The sequence below is a fragment of the Pseudomonas sp. WS 5059 genome (assembly GCF_012985525.1).
Classification (GTDB): domain Bacteria; phylum Pseudomonadota; class Gammaproteobacteria; order Pseudomonadales; family Pseudomonadaceae; genus Aquipseudomonas.
The window spans coordinates 11,698-28,336 of record NZ_JAAQWO010000005.1 but is presented as its reverse complement, the minus strand read 5'-3'; the positions used below and the strand labels follow the sequence as shown (position 1 = coordinate 28,336).

Annotated in this window: 16 protein-coding genes and 1 pseudogene; 7 read left to right on the top strand and 10 right to left on the bottom strand. The window is 56.5% G+C overall.

Annotated elements, in window-relative coordinates; genetic code table 11:
- Window positions 1-126 precede the first annotated feature (126 nt).
- The gene (locus HBO12_RS15235; RefSeq protein ID WP_169955226.1) at window positions 127-1,179 is read left to right on the top strand and encodes an NAD(P)-dependent alcohol dehydrogenase; all 1,053 of its coding nucleotides are present in this window, start codon (window positions 127-129) and stop codon (window positions 1,177-1,179) included.
- Here HBO12_RS15235 and HBO12_RS15230 read toward each other — a convergent pair whose 3' ends face one another.
- Entirely contained in the window at window positions 1,180-1,983 is an 804-nt protein-coding gene (locus HBO12_RS15230; RefSeq protein ID WP_169955225.1) for an IclR family transcriptional regulator, read from the bottom strand. It lies immediately after the preceding gene.
- A 72-nt stretch (window positions 1,984-2,055) separates the two neighbouring features.
- Window positions 2,056-2,535, bottom strand: a complete 480-nt coding sequence (locus HBO12_RS15225) for a GNAT family N-acetyltransferase (protein WP_170042589.1) — start codon at window positions 2,533-2,535, stop codon at window positions 2,056-2,058.
- A 389-nt stretch (window positions 2,536-2,924) separates the two neighbouring features.
- On the opposite strand from HBO12_RS15225, the gene HBO12_RS15220 reads away from it, so the two are divergent.
- Window positions 2,925-3,263, top strand: coding sequence for a hypothetical protein (locus tag HBO12_RS15220; protein ID WP_057439593.1), 339 nt, complete (start codon window positions 2,925-2,927; stop codon window positions 3,261-3,263).
- A 53-nt stretch (window positions 3,264-3,316) separates the two neighbouring features.
- Complete coding sequence (locus HBO12_RS15215; RefSeq protein ID WP_169955223.1) at window positions 3,317-3,577, top strand: hypothetical protein; 261 nt, start codon at window positions 3,317-3,319, stop codon at window positions 3,575-3,577.
- A 48-nt stretch (window positions 3,578-3,625) separates the two neighbouring features.
- Here HBO12_RS15215 and HBO12_RS15210 read toward each other — a convergent pair whose 3' ends face one another.
- From HBO12_RS15210 to HBO12_RS15175, 8 genes and pseudogenes are all read right to left on the bottom strand, one after another.
- The gene (locus HBO12_RS15210; RefSeq protein ID WP_170042588.1) at window positions 3,626-4,363 is read right to left on the bottom strand and encodes a class I SAM-dependent methyltransferase; all 738 of its coding nucleotides are present in this window, start codon (window positions 4,361-4,363) and stop codon (window positions 3,626-3,628) included.
- Window positions 4,364-4,370: 7 nt separating this feature from the next.
- Window positions 4,371-4,937, bottom strand: coding sequence for a DUF1285 domain-containing protein (locus HBO12_RS15205; RefSeq protein WP_170042587.1), 567 nt, complete (start codon window positions 4,935-4,937; stop codon window positions 4,371-4,373).
- Between the two features lie 16 nt (window positions 4,938-4,953).
- Complete coding sequence (locus tag HBO12_RS15200) at window positions 4,954-5,559, bottom strand: DUF4823 domain-containing protein (RefSeq protein WP_038442470.1); 606 nt, start codon at window positions 5,557-5,559, stop codon at window positions 4,954-4,956.
- Window positions 5,560-5,633: 74 nt separating this feature from the next.
- Window positions 5,634-6,602 carry a GTP 3',8-cyclase MoaA gene (locus HBO12_RS15195; protein WP_170042586.1) on the bottom strand — a complete coding sequence of 323 codons (969 nt, stop codon included), beginning with the start codon at window positions 6,600-6,602 and terminating at the stop codon, window positions 5,634-5,636.
- A gap of 139 nt (window positions 6,603-6,741) precedes the next feature.
- A complete protein-coding gene (locus HBO12_RS15190; protein WP_169955218.1) occupies window positions 6,742-7,395 on the bottom strand; it encodes a TetR/AcrR family transcriptional regulator in 654 nt (217 codons plus the stop codon).
- A 426-nt stretch (window positions 7,396-7,821) separates the two neighbouring features.
- On the bottom strand, window positions 7,822-8,604 hold the full coding sequence (locus HBO12_RS15185; RefSeq protein WP_169955217.1) for a TatD family hydrolase: 783 nt from the start codon (window positions 8,602-8,604) through the stop codon (window positions 7,822-7,824).
- A 65-nt stretch (window positions 8,605-8,669) separates the two neighbouring features.
- On the bottom strand, window positions 8,670-9,656 hold the full coding sequence (locus HBO12_RS15180; RefSeq protein ID WP_169955216.1) for a DNA polymerase III subunit delta': 987 nt from the start codon (window positions 9,654-9,656) through the stop codon (window positions 8,670-8,672).
- Window positions 9,649-9,999 (bottom strand): annotated as a pseudogene (locus HBO12_RS15175) (dTMP kinase); the annotation flags it as partial. The gene HBO12_RS15180 and the pseudogene HBO12_RS15175, both read right to left, overlap by 8 nt.
- 102 nt (window positions 10,000-10,101) lie before the next feature.
- Here HBO12_RS15175 and HBO12_RS15170 point away from each other — a divergent pair.
- From HBO12_RS15170 to HBO12_RS15155, 4 genes are all read left to right on the top strand, one after another.
- On the top strand, window positions 10,102-10,923 hold the full coding sequence (locus HBO12_RS15170; protein WP_262377001.1) for a deoxynucleotide monophosphate kinase family protein: 822 nt from the start codon (window positions 10,102-10,104) through the stop codon (window positions 10,921-10,923).
- 533 nt (window positions 10,924-11,456) lie between these two features.
- On the top strand, window positions 11,457-13,634 hold the full coding sequence (locus HBO12_RS15165; RefSeq protein WP_170042585.1) for a hypothetical protein: 2,178 nt from the start codon (window positions 11,457-11,459) through the stop codon (window positions 13,632-13,634).
- The gene (locus HBO12_RS15160) at window positions 13,631-15,661 is read left to right on the top strand and encodes a tyrosine-type recombinase/integrase (RefSeq protein ID WP_170042584.1); all 2,031 of its coding nucleotides are present in this window, start codon (window positions 13,631-13,633) and stop codon (window positions 15,659-15,661) included. Before HBO12_RS15165 ends, HBO12_RS15160 begins: the two co-directional genes overlap by 4 nt.
- Window positions 15,658-16,638: a hypothetical protein gene (locus tag HBO12_RS15155; protein WP_170042583.1), complete on the top strand. Its 981-nt coding sequence runs from the start codon at window positions 15,658-15,660 to the stop codon at window positions 16,636-16,638. The genes HBO12_RS15160 and HBO12_RS15155 overlap by 4 nt, the downstream gene beginning before the upstream one ends.
- Window position 16,639: the final 1 nt, after the last annotated feature.

Sequence of the window (16,639 nt, the reverse complement as noted above, 5' to 3'; positions counted from 1 at the left end):
GAATCCAATCCACGGGCACTCCCGGACGAATAGGCATGAGACTCGGAGCATTTGCCATGTTCGCCCACAGGGTCCACGCGCAGAATTCGCCACCTCTCCCGCCCAAGCTTTTGCGAGGTTTTCACCATGTACACCGCCATCGGCTACGCCGCCCAGTCGGCCACCACTCCCCTCGCCCCCATGTCCTTCGAGCGTCGCAGCCCGCGCGCCGATGACGTGGCAATCGAAATCCTGTACTGCGGCGTCTGCCACTCCGACATCCACCAGGCGCGCAACGAATGGGGTATCGCCGTGTACCCATTGATGCCGGGCCACGAGATTGTCGGCAAGGTCACTGCTGTCGGCGCCAGCGTCACCGCCCATAAGGTTGGCGACCTGGTCGGCGTGGGCTGCATGGTGGATTCGTGCCGCCACTGCCAAGCGTGCAAATCAGACCTGGAGCAATACTGCCTCGAAGGCCCGACCATGACCTACGCCACCCCGGATCGCGTGGACGGCAGCAACACCATGGGCGGCTACTCCGACAGCATCGTGGTCAGCGAACACTTCGTGGTGAAGATTCCGGCCAAGCTCGACCTGGCCAGCGCCGCACCGCTCCTCTGCGCGGGCATCACCACCTACTCGCCGCTCAAGCACTACGGGGTCAAGGCCGGCGACAAAGTCGGGATTCTCGGCATGGGTGGCCTGGGCCATATGGGCATCAAGTTTGCCAAGGCCATGGGCGCCGAAGTCACGCTGTTCACCCGCTCGGCGAGCAAGGCCGAGGAAGGCCGTCGCCAAGGCGCTGATCATGTGATCGTGTCCACCGATGCCGAGCAGATGAAGGCCGCAGCCGGCAGTTTCGACTTCCTGCTGGACACCATCCCGGTGCAGCACGATCTGAACCCGTACCTCGATGTCCTGCGTTTTGATGGCGTGCATATCCTGGTGGGCCTGATCGAACCGGTCGATCCGCCGGTCAATGCCGCCAAGCTGGTCTTGGGTCGTAAAGTCCTGGCCGGCTCGCTGATCGGCGGCATTGCCGAAACCCAGGAAGTCCTGGATTTCTGCGCCGAGCACGGCATTACCTGCGACATCGAAATGCTCGATATCCGTCAGATCAACGAAGCCTTTGCGCGCATGATTGCCGGCGACGTGAAATACCGTTTCGTGATCGACATGGCCACCTTGAAGGCCTGATCAGGCCTTGGCCCCCAACTCCGCTGACAGCCGGGCCGCAACCTGTTTGACCACAGGAATCAGCTCGGCCATTTTTTCCAGCGGCATGTAGGGCACCGTACTGGCGATGCTGATGCCGGCGATAATCCGTCGGCTGGCATCGCGCACGGGTGCGGCCACGCAGCGGATCGACGGCTCGTTGTCTTCCAGGTCGAAGGCATAGCCGCCCGCCACATACTCTTTCATGCGCTGCTCGAACTGCTCCCAGGATTGCTCCGGGTGCTGCGGCCAGTGCAGGTTTTTCCCGCCTATCGGCAAGCTGGCCTGATACAGGCGCTGCCATTCTTCTGGCGTGTCATCGAGCAGCAAGGCCTTGCCGATCCCGGTGCGCGCCAGGGGCATGCGGTGACCGACGCGGGAACGCATTTCCGGGCCATTGCGCCCAGGATTCTTGTGCAGGTACAGCACCTCGTCGTACTCACGGATTGCCAGGTGGATGGTGTCGCCGGTCAGCGCCGACAGTTCATCCAGATAGGGTATCGCCAGCGTCACCAGCGGCAGTTCTTCCCGCGCCTGGAACCCCAACTCGATCAGCTTGGGCCCCAACAGGTAACCGACCTGCGGCACCACTCGCAGGTAACGCTCGTCCACCAGGCAACTGGCCAGGCGATGCGTGGTGCTGCGGGTGGTCCCGATGCGCCGGGCAATCTCCTTGAGATCCCGCGCACCCGCCGCCACCGCCTGCACCACGCCCAGGCCGCGCAGCAAGGTCTGGGTGCCGGTGGGCGCGGGGTCTTTGGCGGGGATCGCTGGGTTTTCCTGCATGTTTGGGCCTATCTAGAAATGCGAAAGCGGCGGCCATTATGGCAAATGCCGGGCCGCAAGACAGGGCCGATCTCAGCCTTGGGCAAACTCACGCAACGCTTCGCCTTCCATGCGGTAGCGCACCCATTCTTCCTGGGGTTGGGCGCCGATGGATTTGTAGAAGGCAATGGCCGGCTCGTTCCAGTCCAGAACGCTCCATTCGAAGCGCCCACAGCCATTGTCGTAGGCGATCTTTGCCAGGTGGCGCAGCAACTTCTTGCCCGCCCCGCCGCCGCGCTGTTCCGGGTTGATGTACAGGTCTTCCAGGTACAGGCAGTTGCTGCCCAGCCAGGTGGAATAGCTGAAGAAGAACACCGCAAACCCGATCGGCAAGCCGTCACGCAAGCAGATCAGGCCATGGGCGGTAGCACCTTCGCTGAACAGGCTGCGTTCGATGTCCACCACGCCGGCGATCACTTCGTGGCGAGCTTTTTCGTATTCGGCCAGCTCGGTAATGAAGGTCAGGATCTGCGCAGCATCGCTGGGCACGGCGGGACGAATCTCGATGGTCATGAACAGGCCTGCGGCTAAAAATAAAGGACACATACTAAGGCCCTTTGATAACCGTTTGCAGGGTTTTATGCACGCAGTTACTCCGTAACTGCAGCAATTTTGGCACCAGTAACTGCAGAACAAATGGTGCAATCGCGCGTGGTAAAAAGTCCGCCATAAATCCAACAGACGCCCAGGTTTGCCCATGCCCCCTACTGCTCCCGTTGGCGGAAAACTCTGCATCGCCTTGCTCAATTGGCTGATTACGCTGGCGCGCCTGATCTGGCGCCGGGCTTCGAAACACAAAATCTTACAGGTGGGCTGACACCGTTCGTCGTGATCCAGGCACCAACAATATGAGCGGGCGGACCAACCTAAGGTAAGGACTTTATTCCTATGGAGGCTCCACCATGAATACTTCCAAAGTGACTGCCCTCGCCCTCGCCGGTTTGCTGTCTGCGGTTTCCCTGGGCAGCTTCGCCGCGTCCGACCCTTCCACCGGCAAGACCGACCCGATTGGCAGCCCGCCCAACCCTGCCACCCAAGAGAGCAAAGACTCCATGGGCACCGGCCTGGATACCAATGGCGGAGCCATCATCCAGAACGGTGCCGACCCCCGCACCCAAGGCAATGACGGCAACCGCCAGGGCCTGGGTACCGATGTGGAGAACGGCAAGATCGGCCCCGGCAAGAATGCCGCCCCAAGCGGCAACGATGACAACCTGCCCGGCGCGCCGAAACAACCTTGACCCCTTGGCCGACAGACGAACACTACCCCACCACTGACCCTGAAGAGGTATGCATGAACGTCGATAAAAACCTGGAGAAAGAAGTCCTCACCCGTCTGCTGCACGCGCACCCGAACGGTTTGGGTAAGGAGGTGCTGGATAACTACCGGGGCGAAAAAGTCGTGGCCAGCACCCTGGCCACCCTTCAGGACCGTGGACTGATCAAGGAAGGCCATGTGACCTGCAACGAGGCTGGCGAACATGCGCTGCACCTGCCGATCAAACTGACGGCCTCTGGCGTGGACGCCGCCCGCAAGCTGGAAAGCCAACCGTAGCGGCTGTCGAGCCCTGGCGAGGCTGCGTCGCCCCTCGCCAGGCATTACCTACAGCGTTGGGCGTTGCGCAGCCACCAGCAACATCATCGGCCGCTCCAGCTCCTCCGCCAACTCAGGCCGGGCCACAAGGTCCGCGGCACTCGGGCCCCATTCTTCAATATGGCTCAGGCTCAAGCCTGCCTTGATCAACAGGTTGAGCAGAGTGCCCAGGGTACGGTGCTGCTTGATCACGCCCTTGGCCAGCCAGTCGGTGACCCGCGGTCCTTCCAATTGATAACTGTCCAGCGGCCAGCTTCTGCGGCCTTGCTCATCGACCTGCCAGCCCGGCTGGCGGGGTGCCATGAAGATCGGGTGCTCGATGGAAAAAACCAGCCACCCTCCCGGTTTCAAGGCCCTATGAATGCGGGCAAACAGCCCGGGCAGGTCGGCGATGTAGTGAAAGGCCAACGAGCTGTAGGCCAAGTCGTAAGCAGCATCGGGCAGATCAAGTTGCTCGAGGTCGGCAATGGCATAAGTAATGGCCGAGGATGACGTCATTTCCTTCGCCCGCGCCAGCATCTTCTGTGACACGTCCAGCCCCAGCACCTGTTCGGCGCCCTGCTCCTGGGCCCAGCGGCTGAACCAGCCATAACCACAGCCCAGGTCCACCACCTGCAAGCCCCGCATCGGCGGTAACAACGCCTGCAACGCGGGCCATTCCGGCGCGCCTGCCAACCCTTGCAGGGAGCGGCCCATTTGACTGTAGCCAGCGAAAAAGGCCGGGGTATCGTAGATATTCTGCGTCATGCCAGTATCAATCCCTGGGCTCCAGGCCTATCGGAAAGAACACCCCGCCACTCCAGATGCCCAGCCAACTCTCGCCTTCGATCTGGCGCGTCACCGCCAAGTCCACCAATTGGTAGAACACGTTGCGATGGACCAGTGCCTCAAGGTTGTTGCGCACCAGCACGTAGGGCGAAGGTTCCTGGGTGTGGGGATCGATCACCACCCGTAGCGGGTGCGCCGGGCCGGCTTCGATCAGGTCTTCGACATTGGAGGTAAACCGCAGGAGCTGGCTTTCGCCCTGCCCCTCGACCTCCAGCGACACCGCCACAAAAGGCGCGTCATCCACCTTGATCCCAACCTTTTCCACTGGTGTGATCAGAAAGTAATCATCGCCATCGCGGCGGATGATATTGGAGAACAGCTTGACCATCGGTTTGCGCCCGATGGGCGTGCCCAGGTAATACCAGGTGCCATCACGGGCGATACGCATGTCGATATCGCCACAGAAATCCGGGTTCCATAGGTGAACCGGTGCCGGTCCCTTGCCCTTGGGCAACTGTGCCAACAAATCATTGGCCTTGGCCGAACCCGTCATGCTGTTCTCCTTTGAATTACTGGTCGCTCATGCCCAGCAGGCTGCGGGCGTACTGGCGCAGCGGTGGGCCAAGCAAATCTTCGGGTTTGTTGTCGTGGAACGTCAGTAAACCGCCACGACTGCGGATCCGTGCAGTATCGATCAAATACTGGGTGCTGGTCTCGATCAACATGATCTGGATCACACCGCTGTCGACACCCAGCCGGTCGAGGGCTTCCTGGTCGGCCCACTCATCCGCATTGCCGATGCGATCATCGGCCTTGGCGAACCGCGTATACAACAGGTAATGGGCGCCTACCTCGCGGGCTTCGGCCATGGCCTGCTCCAGGCCTTCCGGGGCGCGGGCGCGGCGGACCATGGGGAAGTATTCGATGAAACCGTTGAAGGCTTCTTCGGCCACCACATTGGGCCGCGGATAGGCACTGCCCGGCGGCGTGAACGCGCCCTGGGCGATAAACACAAAGGAATCGGGCTGAATGCGAACCGAGTTGGAACGGCGAGTATCGCTGTGGTCCAGCAAGCCGGCATCGCTCATCTGATAGCGAGTGCCTTCGGCCATATCGCTGACTGTCATGCAGCCACCCAGCGCGAACGACGCCAGCAACAAAACCAGACTACGCATCCTATCCTCCAGAGGCCGGTGACGGAAAACCGGCGAATGGGCACAAGATGCAGATTTTGCGCCAGCTTGCCTGGCTAGCCGCCAATGATCTTCATCACCGTCGCCCCGCCTGAAAACGCCACTTCCTGCTTATCGCCCAAGGCCTTGACCAGCAACCCTTGTAACGCCGGCAGGGCCTGGTGGCGCGGCTTGTCCAACAGGTCGCCGACATAGTGCCGGTTGCTCGACGAAAGGCAGCCGTGCAGCCACCCCGTGGAAGACAGCCGCAGGCGCGAACAGGTTCGGCAAAACGGCACGCTTTCATTAGCGATCACGCCGAAGAAGCCCTGGCCGGGAATTTCATAACGCACGGCGGTGGCGTCCACGGGGGCGTCGGCCTGCAGATATTCGTGATGCTCGCCAATCAGGCTCAGCAGTTGTTGCAGGCTGACGAATTGCTGTAGGAAGGCGTTGGAGTCGATGGCCAGATGGCCCATGCGCATCAACTCGATAAAACGCAGTTCATAACCGCGCTCCAGGCAATATTCTAGCAGCGGCATGACCTGGCCGAGGTTCTGCCCGCGCAGCGGCACCATATTGACCTTGATCTTGATCCCCGCCGCACGAGCCTGGTCCATGCCATCAAGGACGGTGGCCAGGTCGCCACCCCGGGCGATCCCGCGAAAGGCATCGGCATCCAGGGTGTCAAGGGACACATTGATGCGGCGAATGCCGGCATCGACCAGCAATGGCAACTTGCGCGCCAGTAACTGGCCATTGGTGGTCAGGCTGATATCGCTCAAGCCCATCTGCCCGACGGCCCGCATGAACGTTTCGAGCTTGGGGCTGACCAGTGGCTCGCCGCCGGTAATGCGCAGGCGATCGATGCCCGCCGCCTCGATCAGGTAGGCCACGCCACGCGCCATGGCTTCGGCCGAGAGTTCGTCCTGCGCAGCCACCAGCCGCTTGCCGTTGGGCACGCAGTAGGTACAGGCGTAATTGCAGGCTGAGGTCAGGCTGATCCGCAAATTGCGAAAACGCCTGCCTTGACGATCAACGATCATGGATCACTCCGGCAGCGGATAATTCGGGCGCGCTAAAACCTGACTCATAAATCAGATTTTAGCAAGGTCCTTGCCTGAGTATATTCCTGGGTTACTACATAGGGCAGTAAATCAGCCGGCCATTGTCCGGGTGAATGCCTTATGTGGCAGGCGTCTCGGGGTTCGGCAGCTCGGTGCTGTGCTTGCGCTTGTTGCCCATGCGCACGCCGATGTCCATCAAGAACTGGAAGAAGCCTTCCTGATCTTCCAGCACGTTGCTCCAGAATGGCGAGTGGTACAGCGCCACCGCGCCATGCACCAGGGCCCAGGCGGCGCAGTAGTGGAAATAAGGCGGCACATCTTCCAGCTTGCCTTCGCTGATGCGGCCCTTGATCAGCAGGGTCAGGCGCTCGAAGTTCGAGGCACGGATCTTGTGCAACTCCTCGACCATTTCCGGCACCTGGTGGCCCTTGACCACTTTTTCTTCCAGGCGGTCGAACAGGCGGTAGCGCTGCGGGTCGCGCATGCGGAACTCAAAGTACGCCCGGGACAGCGCTTCCTTATCCTTGTCGACGTCGGCCGAGTGCAGCAACTCGTTCAAATCGCGCTCGTAGTCGAGCATCAGGCGCAAGTAGATCTCGGCCTTGGACTTGAAGTGTTTATAGATGGTGCCTTTGCCGATACCCACGGCATCCGCAATCATCTCGACGGTGACGCTGTCTTCACCCTGTTCGAGGAACAATTTGAGCGCGGTGTCGAGAATTTCCTGCTCACGGCGGCGAAACTCACGGACCTTACGGGGTTCTTTGTGCATAGAAAGAGGTCTGCAGAGGTCAGTATTGGAAGGGTTCGATGCCCCGATGACGGAACGTTTTACCCGGTGCGAGGGATTATCCCGACTGAACGGTCGTTGGGCAACGTCTATATGAACAACCCATACACTAAACTTACAGCGCGCCAACGAATCAGGCGATGCGGGTCAGAAATTAAACGTCGATTCGCGCAATGTATTGCCGCTCAATGAGAACTCAAGCGAAGCGCACGTATTCCAAATCTGTTTAAAAAACGATCAGATGCGGCTGGACTGCACGGGATACTGATCAATACTTCATCTGTCGGTGTGACATCTCCCCCAAGTGAAACACCGATATGGGTACCAACGGACCGCGTACCCTTGTTTACTCCTAATGGTCTTAACCCGGATTCACCCCCCAGAACCCGGGTTTTTTTTGCCTGCAATTCAGCGAACGTGCGCCAGGGGGAACAGACGCTTGAAGTTCTCGGTGGTCTGCTCGGCAAAACGCTCCACCGACTCGCCGCGTAACATCGCCAGGTAATCCGCCACATCCCGCACATATTCCGGCAGGTTCGGCTTGCCGCGATGAGGGATCGGCGCCAGGTATGGCGAGTCGGTCTCCACCAGCAGACGGTCGGCGGGCACTTGGCGCGCCACATCACGCAGGGCCTCGGCGTTGCGGAAGGTGACGATGCCCGACAGGGAAATATAGAACCCCAGGTCCAGGGCCGCCTTGGCCATCTCCCAGTCTTCGGTAAAACAGTGCAACACACCCGCCTGGGGTAGCGCCGCTTCGCGCAGCAGGGCCAGGGTGTCGGCGCGGGCGCCACGGGTATGCACGATCACAGGCTTGCCGGTCTGCTGCGCCGCTTGCAGGTGCAGGCGGAACGAAGCCTGCTGCAGGTCGGCGGCCTCCGGCTCGTAGTGGTAATCCAGGCCTGTCTCGCCGATGGCCACCACTCGCGGGTGATTGAGTTCGTCCAGCAGCCACTCCAGGGCCGGGGCTTCGCCAGGCTTGAGATCCAGAGGATGGATGCCCACCGAGCAATCTACATCGGCATAGCGCTCGGCCAGGGCCTTGACGTCGGCGGCGTTCTCGGCGCTGACACCGATACACAGGAAGTGCCCGACCCCACGCTGGCGCGCAGCCTCGAGGGCAGCATCCAGGGAGCCGTTGTGGGCGGCGAGGTCGAGGCGATCAAGGTGGCAATGGGAATCTACGAGCATAAGAAGTTACAACTTGCGTCACAGGAAGTGTCTGGCCGACGAAACATCCGTCGACCCCGAGAATATCAACGTCGGCCGAGCAACCCGACCCACTGCACCAGCAGGGCCTCAAGCAACAGCACGCGGTTCAGGTTGGCCTTGCCCAGGACTTTCTGGCGCTGGGCGAGGATCCAGTCCTGAATGTTCAACACCTTGTCCTGGGCGCTCTTCTGCGCCAGGTATTGCACGACCTTGCGCATGTCCATCAGGCCCAGGCCGTTTTCGTCCTGGGTCAGTTGATAGCGCAGGATCAGGCTGGACCAGTCGCAAAACCAGTCAAACAACAACAACAGCGGCACATCTTTCCAGCCTTCGGCCAGTTGTGTGGCGGACTGCTCTTGCTTGAGCAGCTTCTTCACCCCGTCGACCACCAGCGCGCGCTGCTCGCGCACGCCCTGGGCCTGCAAGCTGACCGCAGCCAGGGGCGAGCCGGCCGCCAGGGTCAGCAACTCGACCCGCTCCTGCTCGCTGCACTCGGGCAAGGCCTGGCCCAGCCACTGCAAGCTCATGGCCTCGCTCGGCAACGGGCAGGCCTGCTGCACGCAACGACTGCGGATAGTCGGCAGCAGGCGGCTGGATTGGTGGCTGACCAGTAGCAGCACCGTATCGCCGGAAGGTTCCTCAAGGCTCTTGAGCAAGGCGTTGGCGGCGTTGATGTTCATCGACTCCACCGGCTCGATCAGCACCACCTTGCGCCCGCCCATCTGCGCGGTCTGTACCACGAAGCTCACCAAGTCGCGCACCTGGTCGACCTTGATCGCCTTGTCGGCCTCTTCCGGTTCCAGCACGTAGTTGTCCGGATGGCTGCCGGCCTTGAGCAGCAGGCACGACTTGCAGTGCCCGCACGCCTCCAGCCCAGCCGGATTCTGGCACAACAAGCGTGCCATCAAGCGCTCGGCCAGGGCGCGCTTGCCGATGCCTGCCGGCCCATGGAGCAAATAGGCATGGGCGTGCTGGGCACGCCCGGCCAATTGCTGCCACAGGCTGTCCTGCCACGGATAGGCTTCAGCCACGGTAAAGCTCCAACAGTTTGGGTAGCAGCGCATCGATGGCCTGCTGCACCTGCTCCAGCGGCTGCGCGGCATCCAGCAGGCAGTAGCGCGACGGCGCAGCTTGGGCACGCTGCAGGTAAGCCGCGCGTACCGCCTCGAAAAACCCCCGGCCTTCCAGCTCGAAGCGGTCCAGGCGCCCACGGGCGCTGGCCCGGGCTAAGCCGACGTCTACCGGCAGGTCGAAAACCAGGGTCAAGTGCGGGCGCAGGTCACCCTGGACGAAGGTCTCCAGGGTCGCGATGCGTTCCAGGGACAGGCCGCGGCCAGCGCCCTGATAGGCGTAGGTGGAGTCTTGTATTACGTCTGATCTAAATGTAAACATGACTCAATTGTATGTCCGTACCTGAAAATGTAAACATAGAAAAAAGGTCATAAAACCTAGAGAATACAGGTATTTGGAGCGGATATGAGAACCATCATTGGTTTGGCTGCGCTGGCGCGGAGCGGTAAAGACACCGTTGCTTCGATGCTGCTCAAGCATGAAAATGTAGCTGCCTTCGCTCTTGCTGACCCCTTGAAATCGGGCTGCCAGGCGCTGTTCGGCCTTACCTCTGATGAAGCCTGGAGCGATGCTATAAAGGAAGAGGTCGTTGACCTGTGGTCTCTTTCACCCCGCCTGATGTTCCAGATGCTAGGCACCGAGTGGATGCGGCATCATAACCCAGAGCACTGGCTTATGCGCGCGGATAAGCAATTGAACCAGCCGCACATCGATCTCACCCCTCCCCCCTCAGACGAGTACCTCTCCCATTCGGAAGCGCCACTTCGTCTCACCGCGCAGGCTTTCTTCGGCTTCACGAATGCCCAGACCTGGGAGCCCTACGAGCAAGGTGCAGTGGACCAATACTGGTCCATCACTCCCAACGAAGCATTCAAGCTTATTAAAAATTTGACCCGCCAATATTTTCCTAACTACGAGGACGTCAGGGCCAAACGCCCTGTAAGACCGCTTGAAACTAAACAGTTGAGCCTAGAAGATAAGTCCGTAATCATCATCAAAGATATTAGGTATGAAAATGAGGCTGACTTTTGGCGCTCCCACAATGGAGTCATCTGGCACATCCAAAGGAAAGATGCTTTAAAGGTGGCATCTCACTCCTCCGAAGAAGGAGTCCAGCATAAGCCTCTTGATCTTCTTATAGAGAATGACGGGAATCTCGAAGATCTTCAAACAAAAGTCGACCATGCATGGCTCGAAACAATGCCCCGAACTGTCGCAGTCACTTAATAGCTTTACCGTAGGCACTCCGTTCACAATCGCGGGCGGGGATACAACGCCCCCCGCCTTGAGCTGTAGATCTCTGATACTGCTCAGGGTTTGCACGAGCAGAAGCTTAGCCAAGCCCTGGATAATGCTCCTACCGGCATGACGCCACCTCATTTCATCTTTTCGTTGTCTCATCTGGTCGCTCCGCTGATCCCCATCTACCCCAGATCGTTACTATTGGTTCCCGATTCATCGCTAGCCAGCGGATGAGCGCCTAACTTCTCGTACCAAGCTCAACTAATCCTCACTTCAGAAGTTGCAGTCGCGTCAATACAACTGACACTAAGCATAAGCAAAGCGAAATTATGTACTACATATAAAGGAAGTGCACCTCAAGAAATCACTAACTCCTCAATAAAAAATGCGCCAAAACAAAAAAATACTTGATTTTCGGGCAACGCATGATGATAAGCTAAAAGAACTATACATAAGGCTGACAACGCGCGGCTCCATCAACGGTCAGAGTTTCACCGCAGCCATGAAAGAGCTTTCGCATGGAAATAGAATTCGCAACAACTGAAGTAGAGTCTGTTAAGGGTCGGGTCATATCCTGCAACTATCTAAATCACCCAGGATTCTCCAAAGACAAAAACCTTTACCAAACCCTGCACTACGTATTCATCCAGTACTGCCCTACCGTCTCTCACGCTAATGGATACTTATTGCGCTCCGCACTAAACGCGTGGCTCGATTATGCATCCTCATACGATCAGAAAAATCCTGAGGCCCTGCGACTGAGTCAGTACACCGACATCTCAGTGGCCGTATTCTTGGGATTTGTTAGCTACTTGAATCGCAATGAGCTTCCGCTTAGCTACGCCGAAAAATTTCGAGCAGCTATGTCAGTGGTGGCAAAGAACACAGGAAAAATACCAAAGCTAACTCTACCACCAGTGAAGACAAAAAAGGACACCCCCAAGGAGCCACTGACCGACGAAGCCTACGAGCAACTCACGAAGGCTTTGCAAAAGCACACTGAATTGCTATATAAAAAACTAGATCTCCGGAACGCGCTCGAAGCAGTAAAGCCATACACCTATGAAGAGCTTTGCGAGGTGACGCGCCCGCAGTACGATCGGAAGAATATATTCCGCTGGTACCAGTATCATCTCGCAAATAAGATCAAAGTTAACAAGACCACGTTGACCTACCGACTGCGCAACTCTAACGACCCGGAGATGATAGCTCTATCAAAGCTTGGGGCCAGCAAGCCATTTCAGGAATTTTACCGCGCCCACTCAGCTCCTTATCTTCTTGAAAGACCGGTTGATCCATTTTCCGGTGTGGGCATATACACTTGGGTGCCAGATGATCTCCGCACACTGAAAACCCTGATCACTGCCGGCTATCCGTTTTCCACATCGCTTGAGGTGCTTAACGACGAATACTCACGCAGCGCAATTATAAACTTTACGGAATCCTGCAATAACTCCGTGAAGATCTTGCTATATAGATATACTCACGCCAACAGAGCCAATACCAGACAAAAGATTACTGCTTGGGATGAGCTGCTGGGCATGTATTACCCTACTGGGGTCGATATGGCTGCGCTCCTCCAGTTCCTCATGATTCAATCCGGCTGGAACAAGGAAACGGTACTCTCTATTGATCCAGATAATTTTGAGCACATTCTATCCGGAGCAGTCAACGAAAACCTTAAGATGCTTTTCGGTGAGAAACAGAAGTCTCAGAGTATAGGAAAGGAATACGAAGCCCCTGCGCAGATCCTTGCGACGAGCAATTCCGCAGATCCGTATGCGGTGTGCAATCTTGTCAGACTGGCAGAAAAGCTATCGGAGCCGCTTCTGAACCACGAATTTGATGTCTCGACGACTTTGGATAACGGCGAAGAACTGAGCAAACTCTTTCTGTTCTTGAGAGCATGGGGAGACTTCAAATCGACAGGTGGGCGCCACGGCTCGATTTCATTTCCTAAGTCGTATCACACCGCGGCTAAACAATTTTTCGATCTCTACCCGGTTTATGAGAACGGCAAACGACTTGTGGCTGCGAAGGACATCGCCCGGCGGCTACGCCCAACATGGAGCCAGCATAGGCGCCGGACAGATCCGTTGAGCATCGTTTCCCTTCAAATGGGCCATGCCCAACAGCGAACGACAGACATCCATTACGACAGCTCCGGGGCAGCTATGCAGCGCCGCAGGGTCGAACTGAGATCTGCTCTTGAAGAAATCATGGATCTCTTGGGCGCTCGCAAATTCGAAGGTTTGTTGGGGAAACGAGCAAGTGAATTGGCCAATGTAATCCCGCGCTTTTTCCACATACCTGGACATACAGCACCTCTCTGGGGATGCATGGATCAAACCGCACCTAGCTGGCCAGGTGCTGATCGCCAACTGAGGGAAGGCCAAAAATGCTTTGCCATTGAGAAATGCCTTGGCTGCGACAAGGTTTGGGTCACAACTGACAGCCTGCCCTACCTACATGAGCGGTTGAGTCATATTGAACAAGATCTTTACGACCGCGATGAATCTGGCTTTACCAGACGCTTAAGCATTGAAAAGGAAATCATTGAATTCCTTTTCGAAAGCTGGGACGACCAAGATGCAGTCTTAGACGCGCTTCGGTTCAAGCGCAGACAGAAGAAAAGCTTGCTGCCTCGCGACATGGCAGCCTTGAGGATGATTTTTGAAGAGGAAGAAGCGCAATGAGTTCAATAAAACTTAGCGACGACGAACTCATTGCTGCGTTTGAGTCAGATAATGAGGAAGCGCTGGACGCAGCCCTTGAGGATATTCTCGCGGAGTCGTCAGCAGGCGCAGCTCAAGCCAAGGACTCCCTGAAAAATAAGCTCGCATTGTATCCTAAAGGCGATTTCCCTGTTTCTGAATTCTCCTGCTTTTGCGATAGCGAGTGGACTCTAGACAAGCCAAAGCACAACTTCGCACCTAAGGTTAAGCTCGACAGAGAAATACCAGGATCCAACTTCCTGAAAAGCTGTCTTGTCTACTACCTCATTCCAAATTTCTCGTTCCAAGGAAATGTTAAATCGTATCAGACGACCAAGTCTCGCGCATATGAGTATTCTGCGGTCGAGGACTTCCTGCTTAAGCCGAATCATCTAACAGCGACCTCATCGGACATCGCTCTAATATCGGCACCTATGCTGAACAGGGCGCTTGACGCTGCTAAGAATAGTGAAACAAATAGAAAATACGTTTCTCTTTTCTTCTTCATCCGCTTGTGGCATGCCCTATCCATCCAAAAGCTTATTCCGGATGAAATCTGTCTAAATGTGGACTTGCGCCACGTTGATACGACCGAACGACATCGCGATGTGCGTGAGATTTTTACGGGCGTAATGCAAGGATGGGTTCCATATTCCGAAAACGAACTGGAACACCTCATCAATTATTCTCTCTTCTGGACTGAAGAAGCAATGCCGCATCTTCAAGCAGCCAGGAATTTCATCAGAGACAACAAATTTGATGAGATCGAAGGCTACCTGATATTGCGCACCCAGGAACTGCCCGACTTCGAGAAATACTTCAACATTGAGATCAATGGAGCGCGCGTCCTTAATTATAACGTCGTTCATAGAACCATTACCAAAGGTAAATACAGCTGGCCAGGCCATGCGTATACCTGGGTTCAGCATTACGCAATAGCTCTAGATCGAGTAAGGAATGCTCTATTTATTTTGATCGCACTGATCACCGGCGCGCGTAAATCCGAGTTGGCTATCCTGACCTTGGATGATATCTGGGCAGATGAGGCCGGGGAATACTGGATCAGGATCAGACGGTTCAAGACCGCCAAAGACCCCGCTCACAATGGCGAGGTTGATGAACTGCCACTGCCCAAGTTCATTGGGGAAAAAGTCGAAGCCTTCAAAGAACTGCGCGATGTTAAGCCGTTCAGGAAACGTGAGATCCTGTTTCAGGCTAATCAGAGCGTAAAGCCACTCAATCAAGTCACCCCGGCGATCCTGAACGGCATCATCAAGCAGCTAAAAGATGAGGTACCGGTCGAACGCATTCACTGTCATCGCTTCAGGAAGACGATTGCAGAAATCTTGATCAATCGTGATGAACGCAACATCGAGCTAATCCGGATGTTATTCGGGCATCACAGCTATGAGATGACCCTGCGATATATCAGTCGGAACCCACATCTGGTCATGGGCGTAGCTCAAGCACTAGAGGATAGCTTTGCTAGCGAATTCCACGAGATTGTCTCCTCGGTGCGCGACGGTAGCTATTCAGGCGCTCCAGCCGAGAGGATTGCTGAGCAAATCGCGACACGTCCGAATGAGTTCACCGGAAAGCGCCTGCGCGTCAGCATCATGGTCTACATCTCGCATCTCCTGGTAGCTGGCGAGCCCGTCTACATCAGTCGCACGGCCATCGGGACCTTCTGCGTCTCCGGAGAGCTGTTCTCGCACGAGAACCCGCCTCCATGCCTTGAAGGCCGGCCTAATTCCGATGGTCACCTGATGCCAGACCCTCAGAATTGCCAGATTGATTGTCGAAACGCGGTTGTCTTGGCAAAAGCACGTCAAGCGATCGTGGATAACATCGAGTTCTTCACATCCGTCCTCGCAGACAACATCAATACGATCTCGAAGAAAGCGGAGCTGCAAATTCGCCGCAAAATCGAGGCCCATCAACGTCACCTAAGTAACTTGGAGCGCAACCAGCATGCCCCAGGCCTGATTCCTTTGAGAGCAATAGCATGAACGAGAGCGCAACCCGAGCTAAGCTCGTCCAGATCATCTCTGAGCACCACTATTCACTTCCTGGCAAAAAGTTGGGAATTAGTGAGCTTTCGGATCGCGTAGGCATCACTCGCCAAGCTTTCAATAGGTATTACGGGGACCTGAAGGATTACGCATGGGGGCGTAAGCCACTGTCCGAACTGCTCACCGGCTCAGCTCCGAATGCTACCGAGCTACTGACCCAGAGCCATACCAAGCTCGTGGAGTTGAATGAGCAGGTTGAGACCCAGCAGGCTCAGTTCGTTAAAGAGAAAGAGAAGCTCCGAAACGGGCTGATCACGTCTTTGATGAACGATGACATCCTCCGCTTCAGCGCCAACGAGATCCGGAAATCCATGCAACAGCAGTTGCTTCACAACGAGCAGCTGCTGCGTCAGGTCAATGAACTGAAGCTTGCAGCTATTCATAGTGATCAGGGAAAAGCAGCAGAAGTACCGGCTGCGCCTCGCCTCATCGCCAATAAAATTACGCTGGAGACTAATCTGCTAAACGCTTTTTCAGCTATCCACAAGAACGACGACATCGACACTTACGAATTGCAAAAGGAAAAAGCGAACGATGAGGTTCTGGGAAAGATTAACGGTCTCGCTAGAGCCTCAGCCACGACAGTTGTCGTATTCGTAGAACGCTACATTTCCAGCTTTCAAAAATTCGTAGATAGCTTTTATCTGCCTAATGGCGGCCAGACGATAATCGTCAGGCTGCCCATCGCGTCGAGCCTGGAGCTTAAGAGCTGGATGGCGAAAGTAATCAAGCCGACACCGATTAAAGTGTATTTCCCAATGTGCGATGCTCCTGCGATAGTAAAGGCTCAGCGCGCATTTCAATTTCGGGGCATTCCTGACTTCGAACTGGAGATGGCGGACAAGTTTTCCACCCTCAACATGTCACCCTTGATGGACGAACTTTGCATTTTCCGTGTCAATCAAGGTGACTAAG

What these genes read in the sequence shown, in the direction of transcription:
- HBO12_RS15235 (WP_169955226.1), top strand. Translation starts at nt 127, where the DNA reads ATGTACACCGCCATCGGCTACGCCGCCCAGTCGGCCACCACTCCCCTC.
- HBO12_RS15230 (WP_169955225.1), bottom strand. Translation starts at nt 1,983, where the DNA reads ATGCAGGAAAACCCAGCGATCCCCGCCAAAGACCCCGCGCCCACCGGC.
- HBO12_RS15225 (WP_170042589.1), bottom strand. Translation starts at nt 2,535, where the DNA reads ATGACCATCGAGATTCGTCCCGCCGTGCCCAGCGATGCTGCGCAGATC.
- HBO12_RS15220 (WP_057439593.1), top strand. Translation starts at nt 2,925, where the DNA reads ATGAATACTTCCAAAGTGACTGCCCTCGCCCTCGCCGGTTTGCTGTCT.
- HBO12_RS15215 (WP_169955223.1), top strand. Translation starts at nt 3,317, where the DNA reads ATGAACGTCGATAAAAACCTGGAGAAAGAAGTCCTCACCCGTCTGCTG.
- HBO12_RS15210 (WP_170042588.1), bottom strand. Translation starts at nt 4,363, where the DNA reads ATGACGCAGAATATCTACGATACCCCGGCCTTTTTCGCTGGCTACAGT.
- HBO12_RS15205 (WP_170042587.1), bottom strand. Translation starts at nt 4,937, where the DNA reads ATGACGGGTTCGGCCAAGGCCAATGATTTGTTGGCACAGTTGCCCAAG.
- HBO12_RS15200 (WP_038442470.1), bottom strand. Translation starts at nt 5,559, where the DNA reads ATGCGTAGTCTGGTTTTGTTGCTGGCGTCGTTCGCGCTGGGTGGCTGC.
- HBO12_RS15195 (WP_170042586.1), bottom strand. Translation starts at nt 6,602, where the DNA reads ATGATCGTTGATCGTCAAGGCAGGCGTTTTCGCAATTTGCGGATCAGC.
- HBO12_RS15190 (WP_169955218.1), bottom strand. Translation starts at nt 7,395, where the DNA reads ATGCACAAAGAACCCCGTAAGGTCCGTGAGTTTCGCCGCCGTGAGCAG.
- HBO12_RS15185 (WP_169955217.1), bottom strand. Translation starts at nt 8,604, where the DNA reads ATGCTCGTAGATTCCCATTGCCACCTTGATCGCCTCGACCTCGCCGCC.
- HBO12_RS15170 (WP_262377001.1), top strand. Translation starts at nt 10,102, where the DNA reads ATGAGAACCATCATTGGTTTGGCTGCGCTGGCGCGGAGCGGTAAAGAC.
- HBO12_RS15165 (WP_170042585.1), top strand. Translation starts at nt 11,457, where the DNA reads ATGGAAATAGAATTCGCAACAACTGAAGTAGAGTCTGTTAAGGGTCGG.
- HBO12_RS15160 (WP_170042584.1), top strand. Translation starts at nt 13,631, where the DNA reads ATGAGTTCAATAAAACTTAGCGACGACGAACTCATTGCTGCGTTTGAG.
- HBO12_RS15155 (WP_170042583.1), top strand. Translation starts at nt 15,658, where the DNA reads ATGAACGAGAGCGCAACCCGAGCTAAGCTCGTCCAGATCATCTCTGAG.